Genomic DNA, 7,937 nt, shown 5'->3' on the forward strand with positions numbered 1-7,937 from the left:
CGGTTGAAGTTTTGCCTCCTGAAGCGATCGCCGATCGGTTAGTTCAGCGAGTCCTGTTCAAATAACTCGGTATTCTCAATGTAAACCATGATGAAGCCAAGAGAAAGAAGTAGATGAGTGATACAAATTTGGTAAACTAGACAATCAACTGTAAAGCCACCACTTCCTTTTTACCAAAAATGAGCATAGGTTTTTTCTCAATAGTTTTATGAGAGCATTGCTTAAATAAAATATCAAAGAACACTCGCTTACTGAAGTCCTCCTAGTCGCTTAAATTCCTGCCGGACAGGGAGGCAAGTTTTCCGCATCCCGTTTATTTGTATAATAATAAAGTAGTTATCTCAAAGAGAAAAAAATAATGGCTGCAAACCAGGCAGACATCGATATTGCCCCCTTGATCGACTACGGCCTGATCGACCCCACCGCTACGCCAGAGCAAGTAGAAAACTGTTGCCAACAAGCAGAGAGATTTGGCTTTGTCACAGTTTGCGTGTATCCCGCCTACGTCAGACAAGCAGTTGAGCTGCTGCACGGCAAACGTCCCAAAGTCTGTACAGTTATAGGTTTTCCCACCGGTGCTTCGACTTCAACGGTGAAACTTTACGAAGCTCTAGAAGCAGCAGATAATGGAGCCGTAGAGTTAGATGTCTCCGTTAACTTAGGATTGTTGAAAGCTGGAAGAATCGACCAATTCCACCGGGAATTAGCCCAAATTTGCGAAGAAACTAATCTCACCATCAAAGCAATTATCGAAAGTTCGCTGCTTTCGGATGCCGAAAAACAATTAGCGGCTGAGATCTGCATGGAAGCTGGTGTGGCTTACATCAAAACCAACACTGGCTTTTTTGGCCCGGCGAAAGTTGACGATGTGCGACTGCTGAACGAAGTTATTAAGGGCAGGATCGGGATTAAAGCCGCCGGCGGAATTCGCACTCACGAACAAGCTCTAGATTTGGTAGTAGCTGGGGCAACTCGTTTGGGGACTTCTCGCGGCCCTGAATTACTCCGCCAGCGCGATAATTTAGATAAAAGTCATTAGTCATTAGTCATTAGTCATTAGCAATGGCTAATTGGTAATGGCTAATTGGGAATTGGTTCGCCCTTACGCACCCTACAACTAAAAGTTCTGCGTCCTAGACTGTTTTTGCTACTGTCTAATAACAATACTTCGGACAGTTTTTGATTGCCAACTGTAGAATGACTGTTCCAGGTCGATCGACCAACAAGGAAAATGAAACTGTCCGAAGTAAATCTAAAATCTAAAATCTAAAATCTAAAATCGAGTGACTCGAACTTACAAAGCAACTGGAATCAATCTTAAGAGTGCACCGATCGGCGAATCCGATCGAGTGCTGACAGTTTTGACGCGGGAATTCGGCTTAATTCGAGCCGTAGCACCGGGTGTTCGCAAACAGCGATCGACCATTGGCGGTAGAAGCGAATTATTTGTTGTCAACGAATTGCTAATTGCCAAAGGCCGATCGCTCGACAAAATTACCCAAGCCGACACCGTACAATCCCATCCGGGTTTGAGCCGCAACCTCGGGAAACTCTCAGCCGCGCAATATCTGGCCGAATTGGCGATCGCCAGCGCCCTTTCCGATGAACCCCAAGAAGAACTCTTTTGGTTGCTGGGCGAACATTTGAGCCGTTTGGAGCGTTTATCCGATCGCACAGAAATCCAATCCGCCGCCGTACTTGTCGCCCACCTCAGCCACGGCATTTTTCACCTGCTAGCCTTAGCAGGCCTCGCGCCCCAAGTCCAAGTCTGCTGCGCCACCAGACGCCCGCTGATCCCAAATTTCAGCGATCCGAACTGGCAAACCGGGTTTAGTATACCCTCTGGGGGAACCTTCAGCTTGTCCGAACTAGCTAACTTAGAGGCAGAACTCTCTTCAGAAACCGGCACCTTGTACAAATCCGCTTCTCGTTCCCGGCAAACGAATGGCAGCAAACACTTGACAAACTTCTTGATTAATGCTAAGGAATTAGCAGCGCTGCAACAGTTGGCTAGTCCAGAACTAGAAGAGGGGATTGCCGATCGAACAACTTGGGTATCAGTAGAAAATATTTTGCGGCAATATGCCCAGTATCATTTAGGTTGCACGATTAGATCGGGAAGCTCGATCGATACCTACTTAGAGAGTTTTGAGTTTTAAATTTTGAGTGTTTAGTTAAATAAGTGAACGAACGATCGTACATCGCACCCCCAGCCTGCGGGATATCCGAACCTGCCGGCCTTTTCAGGTAAATTCTCAAGGTTGTTGCGACATCAGATAATAGATAGAGATAAAGTTACGAGATTATTAATAAACTTAGGGGTTAACACCTCAATTTTAAATCCCCATTCCCCCAACCTCCACTATCCCAGGCGAGCCACCCCAAATCCTATGATACGACTGTCCGATTCTGATTTGACAATATCTGTTTTAGCTGTGACCCACCACAAAATGGAAGAACGAGAAAATTTTCCCGATTTTCGCTCGGAACCCGCCTTGGCCGATCGACGGATCAACGTCGAAGACCCAGAAATGGATAAATATCCCATAACGAAAGAAACAGAGTCAAGCAACGGCAAAAGCCAAGAACCCGAAGCAATCCCCCCGCTGGCAACAGCAGACCCAGCAGCCGAGAGTTCGGAAGCATTAGCCGAAACTTCCGAAAAAGAAACAGCATTTCTGCCAGTTCTGAAAAACCGAAATTTTCTAGCACTGTGGAGCGGGCAAGTTTTTTCCCAACTAGCAGATAAAGTTTATCTCGTACTGACGATCGCCCTCGTGGCCAGCCGCTTTCAAGCGCCAGATCAAACCATCAGCAGGTGGGTATCGGCAATCATGATCGCCTTTACCATTCCCGCAGTGCTGTTCGGGGCAGCCGCAGGCGTGTATGTCGATCGGTGGTCGAAAAAAGCAGTGCTCGTAGCCACAAACCTGCTGCGGGGAGCCTTCGTTTTAACATTACCCGTGCTGCTGTGGCTCTCTGACGGGTGGGAACTCGGTCAACTGCCGCTCGGATTCTGCTTGCTGCTGCTAGTGACATTCCTCGTTTCGACTCTAACTCAATTTTTCGCGCCAGCAGAACAGTCAGTGATTCCTTTAATTGTGGAACGCCGCCACCTGCTCTCGGCAAACTCCCTCTACACCACAACCATGATGGGTTCGGTGATTATTGGCTTTGCAGTCGGAGAACCCTTACTAGCTTTAGCCGACACCCTATTTACCAACCTCGGCGGGGGACTCGGCATCGGCAAAGAATTAGTAGTAGGTGGAAGTTACGCCTTCGCCGGAGTGCTGTTGCTGTCGATGAAAACAGGCGAAAAAAACGATGCCGAACACGAACCGCCACATCCCCTAGCAGATTTGCGAGAGGGCCTGCGTTACATCAACGATCAACCGAAAGTCCGCAATGCTTTAATTCAACTAATTATTCTATTTTCCATTTTTGCAGCCTTGGCAGTTCTAGCGGTGCGGCTGGCAGAAATCCTCCCGGGTATGAAAGCGTCGCAATTTGGCTTTTTGCTGGCTGCGGTGGGCGTCGGCATGGCTGGTGGGGCGACGACAGTCGGCTATCTCGGCCACAAATTTTCTCACTCCCAACTGAGTTTAATCGGCTCTATCGGCATGGCACTTGCTCTGATGGGCCTTTCTGCATTTACACACCATTTGTGGCTCTCGGTGCTGTTCATTACCCTGTTGGGTTTATTTGCCTCATTGGTGGGAGTGCCGATGCAGACTACAATTCAAGCAGAAACCCCAGAAGAAATGCGGGGAAAAGTCTTCGGGCTGCAAAACAATGCGACTAATATCGCTTTGAGTTTACCGTTGGCTTTGGCTGGGGTAGCCGAAACATTTCTGGGCTTGCCGACAGTATTTTTGGGTTTAGCAGGATTAGCGATGGCTGGCGGTGTCTTAACCTGGTATATTTTCCGTAGCAGTAATAGCAAAGTCGATCGAATCTAAAAAATAACAAACTCTGATTTACTGGAATGCACATCGCTTGGCTAGGAAAAAAATCACCTTTTTGCGGTAACGTCACTTACTCCAGGGAAGTCACCAACGCACTGTTAGACCGGGGATACCAGGTCAGTTTCCTGCACTTTGCCCAAGAAGCGGGCCCGCTCGACAGGAACAATACGGCGTGGAGCATGGCAAATGGTTCATGGGGAAAAGCAATTGCTCAAACCTCATATACCAATTCGCTTTCGCCCGCGAGTTGCAACGAAGTCTCTTTACCCTGTCACTACAAATCGCAAATTTATACGATTCCCACTCTCAAGTCCCGCACAGTGCTGATGAAATCTCTGCGGCGGCTGAAACCCGATGTTGTTCACGCTTCCCTGACGCTTTCGCCTCTAGACTTTTTGCTGCCGGAAATTTGTCAAGAATTGAAGCTGCCTCTGGTGGCGACTTTTCACCCCCCGTTCGATCGCAAATTGCGGAATTTGACATCGGGAACCCAACATCTGATGTATCAACTGTACGCTCCGTTTTTGGCTCACTACGACTCAACGATCGTATTTTCTTACATTCAGCGGGATATTTTGGTGCGCTTGGGAGTGCCGGAAGAACGGGTAGCCGTGATTCCCAACGGAGTAGACGCGGTTAAGTATTCGCCCGGGCCTTCGGGGTTGAAGTCGCAATTAAAAGCCGATCGAGTTTTTGTTTACCAAGGCCGCATTGCTCCGGAGAAAAATGTCGAGGCTTTGCTCAAGGCCTGGAAACAGTGCAATTTTGGCCGTGGCAACGTATTGGCGATCGTGGGCGACGGGCCCCTAGCCGCCTCGCTCCAACTGTCTTACGGCGAAGATGATGGCATTGTGTGGCTCGGATTTGTTGCCGAGGAGGAACGGCGGATCGAAATTCTGCGGGGTGCAGACGTATTTATTTTGCCTTCTTTGGTGGAGGGACTGTCCCTGTCGCTGCTGGAAGCGATGGCCTGCGGTTTAGCTTGTTTGGCCACCGATGCGGGTGCTGACGGCGAGGCATTGGAGGAAGGCGCGGGGGTAGTTTTGAACACTCAGCGGGTGCGGAGTCAGTTGCAAACCTTGCTGCCACTGTTTTGCGAGCATCCTGAGTTTGGAATGGTGCTCGGTCAAAAAGCACGCCAACGGGCGATCGAGCGGTACACTCTCAGTCAGAATATTACTGAGTTGGAAAAGCTGTACTCAGAGGTTTTGCAAAAGCAGCGCGTGCCGCTTCGGGGGTTGGCATAGGGAGGAAGTTCGGCAACGGATGTAACGGATGTAACGAAAAGGAAGTCGTGTATTTACCCTTAGATATTTACTTGTTACCAGGCTGGAGCCTGGTAACGCAGATCCGGAGGCTCTGCCTCCATTTTGCAGCCGAGGCAGAGCCTCTAGATATGGTTTCCCAGGCAGATCCTGGGAACCAGTCAACTTTGCTCGTTGCCTACCCTCCCGGGCGCAAATAATCCAAAAGTCGATCGCCCGAATCGGCCCGAATCAAAGCAACCACAACATCCGGCAAACTTCCCAAACTCGGATAAACTAAATAACGCGGTTCCCACCGCGGCCCAAACTTATCTTTAAAACTGTGCAATCCCTTAAAATTATAAAACTTGCTCAAGTGATCCGAAAGATAAATCAAAACCTTTTCCAACCGCCCGGATGTCTCAGCTTCTCCGACTCCCGCCAAAGCCGACAAACCCAAATCAAATTCTTCATATCCCAATTCTTGACAATGCTGCAACATCGAAGCAAACAAACACTCCATCGTGCCATTTTCCACCTCAGTGCGACGCCGCATTAAATCAACTCCAACTACCCCATCTCCCGCCGATATCATATTAGCAAAAGCACTAATTCTACCGTCTGGAGTGTGGATGGCTGCGACACGAGTTTCCCGCAAATATACCTCGTCAAACCAACCCACGGAAAACTTTTTTTCCGCGCCTTGAACCATTTGCAGCCACTCGTCGCTGACGAGTTTCATTTGGCGCATCAATTCGGAACTTAAAGGAGGTTCGTAAAATTCGATTTGATAACCGGCTTTTGTAAGTCTGTTGATAGCAGTTCTCAAGTTTTGATTGCTCTTGCCTTTGAGAGTAAAAGTTTTGAGATTGACAATAGCTTCTTCGCCAATTTGCACCGCTCGAAAACCGAGAGCAGAATACATTTCTAGATCGTCGGGCAAAGTTTGATAAAATGCTGGATACCAATCATTGCGATCGCAAAATTCTTGAAACCCCAGAATTGCTTCTTTGCGGTCTTCAGCGGGCCCGATGGGGTCTCCCAAAGCGATCGCACCTCTACCTTTCGACACATAGGCGATCGTACTTTTTCCCGAAAAACTAAAATAATAAGATTTATCCGGAAGCAAGGCCAGTCTCGCTAGCGTCGTCCGCCCGTATTTTGCTACAACTTCTTGAGCTTTATTCCGTTCCGAAATACTTGCCGAATTTCGCAGCAGCACCGGCCGCAGCAGCATCCAAAGTGCGTAACCAAGCGTTACCGTACCCACAGCATAAATCGAATCGGCAAAAAAGTTACTAAAGCGAGTTTGCGGAACCAACCCCGCATTGTCCGCCGTAAAAAACATGGCAAAAGTCTGGAACAAAGCTGTGTCTAAATCAAAATTAACCGCTTGTCCGTTAACTTGAAAACCCCTATCCAGAATGTAAAAACCCGCCGTCCCGTAAGCCAGCGTAAACAGCAAAGCCCCCAGCAAAACCCGGATTCCTTGAGCAATTGAAGGGCGATCGGATTTAGCCGTAAACGTCTGCCGCATCACCAACAACTGAAACAGCAGCACCCCAGAAAGCAAGCTTTCTTCAACATCCAATCCCTTGACTAAATGAATTACAATAGAAACGATTAACAATCCCACAGTCAGCAACCAAGCAATCCGCTTGCGCCGCAACAAATTAGTTGCCAGAGTTAGCAGCATAAATCCGATAACTGCTGCAAAAAAATGCCCGCCCGCACGCACGGGAAAAGGGAAAAATGGTTCTAGCCAATTTCGGCGATCGGGTAAACTGGGAGTTACAGCAGACAGCAGGTTAATAACTCCTACCAATCCGGTTAAAAATGATGCAGTCCAGAGTCCAATCCTAGTTTTTTGGGGTAACACTGTTGACCTTTCTAATTTTTCTCTGTTGCCAGTGATATTTTAAACTGTTTTCCAACATAACTCAAAGAATCGGCTAAATGCTTGTGCCAATAATTCCAACCGACATCGGAACCGACAATCCCGTGTCCTCCCGGAAATTTGTTAAACTCGTTAGCAATACCCAAACTGTTTAATTGCTCGTGAAACTGTTGAGTAGAACTCAGAAAGTCTGCGTCTGCTTCCCCGGCATCCAAATAAGCGCGCAACTGCTGTTTATCTTTAACACTAAGTTTTTCCACTAAATATTTAGGACTGTTAGCCTTGCCGCTTTGATCTGTAAAATAACCGCTGTGGCTGAACAAAATATTAAAATTATTCAAATAGCGCAAACCGATATTAAAAGCTCCCCAACCCCCCGAAGATTGTCCTCCCATTGCCCATAATTTGGGGTCTTCCAGCGTTCTGTAGCGCGATTTTATGATTTTCACTAACTCGGAGCCGATCGCGCTTCCCACCTTACCGTTGGGCCCGTCAAAATACTGCGGGTCCCACAAAGGGCTCGTACCCCGCTTGTCGTTCCCGTCAGGAGTAATTACAATTGATGGCGGCAATCTTTTGCTTTTATATAAATCGTGAAGCACAGAAGTAACAGCGGCTTTGTCCTGATAAGCGCGCGCGTCTCCGTGCCCGCCGTGCAGCAAAAAAATCACAGGATAGCGCTGTTTGGGATTTTTTGCGTACCCAGGCGGCAAAATTAAGCCGTAGGTGCGCTCTGAATTCATAGCTGCACTTTTATAGCAATCCTAAATGATTTTCTCTATCTAGCTCAATCCTAAATGATTTTTTCTGTGTAAGTATATTGACGTATTT

The 7,937-nt window shown here is 47.9% G+C and carries 6 protein-coding genes; 4 read left to right on the forward strand and 2 right to left on the reverse strand.

Translation table 11 applies throughout. The features are described from left to right. The first annotated feature begins 358 nt into the window (after window positions 1–358). The 4 genes from deoC to QUA20_RS31030 all read left to right on the forward strand — a co-directional run bounded on the left by deoC (window position 359) and on the right by QUA20_RS31030 (window position 5,212). Window positions 359–1,039 (forward strand): deoxyribose-phosphate aldolase, encoded by a 681-nt coding sequence (gene deoC / locus QUA20_RS31015; protein WP_333194141.1) that lies wholly within the window; start codon window positions 359–361, stop codon window positions 1,037–1,039. Window positions 1,040–1,283: 244 nt separating this feature from the next. Beyond that, entirely contained in the window at window positions 1,284–2,159 is an 876-nt protein-coding gene (recO, locus tag QUA20_RS31020) for a DNA repair protein RecO (RefSeq protein WP_333194142.1), read from the forward strand. Window positions 2,160–2,390: 231 nt separating this feature from the next. After that, complete coding sequence (locus QUA20_RS31025; RefSeq protein ID WP_333194144.1) at window positions 2,391–3,959, forward strand: MFS transporter; 1,569 nt, start codon at window positions 2,391–2,393, stop codon at window positions 3,957–3,959. A gap of 26 nt (window positions 3,960–3,985) precedes the next feature. Continuing rightward, entirely contained in the window at window positions 3,986–5,212 is a 1,227-nt protein-coding gene (locus QUA20_RS31030; protein ID WP_333194146.1) for a glycosyltransferase family 4 protein, read from the forward strand. Window positions 5,213–5,408: 196 nt separating this feature from the next. On the opposite strand, the gene QUA20_RS31035 is transcribed toward QUA20_RS31030, so the two are convergent. Together QUA20_RS31035 and QUA20_RS31040 are read right to left on the reverse strand one after the other, a co-directional pair. Beyond that, window positions 5,409–7,088 (reverse strand): phosphatidylglycerol lysyltransferase domain-containing protein, encoded by a 1,680-nt coding sequence (locus tag QUA20_RS31035; protein WP_333194147.1) that lies wholly within the window; start codon window positions 7,086–7,088, stop codon window positions 5,409–5,411. 11 nt (window positions 7,089–7,099) lie between these two features. Next, window positions 7,100–7,849, reverse strand: a complete 750-nt coding sequence (locus tag QUA20_RS31040; protein WP_333194148.1) for an alpha/beta hydrolase-fold protein — start codon at window positions 7,847–7,849, stop codon at window positions 7,100–7,102. Window positions 7,850–7,937 lie beyond the last annotated feature (88 nt).

The sequence above is a fragment of the Microcoleus sp. Pol7_A1 genome, assembly GCF_036701085.1.
In the GTDB taxonomy this organism is placed as follows: domain Bacteria; phylum Cyanobacteriota; class Cyanobacteriia; order Cyanobacteriales; family Microcoleaceae; genus Microcoleus; species Microcoleus asticus.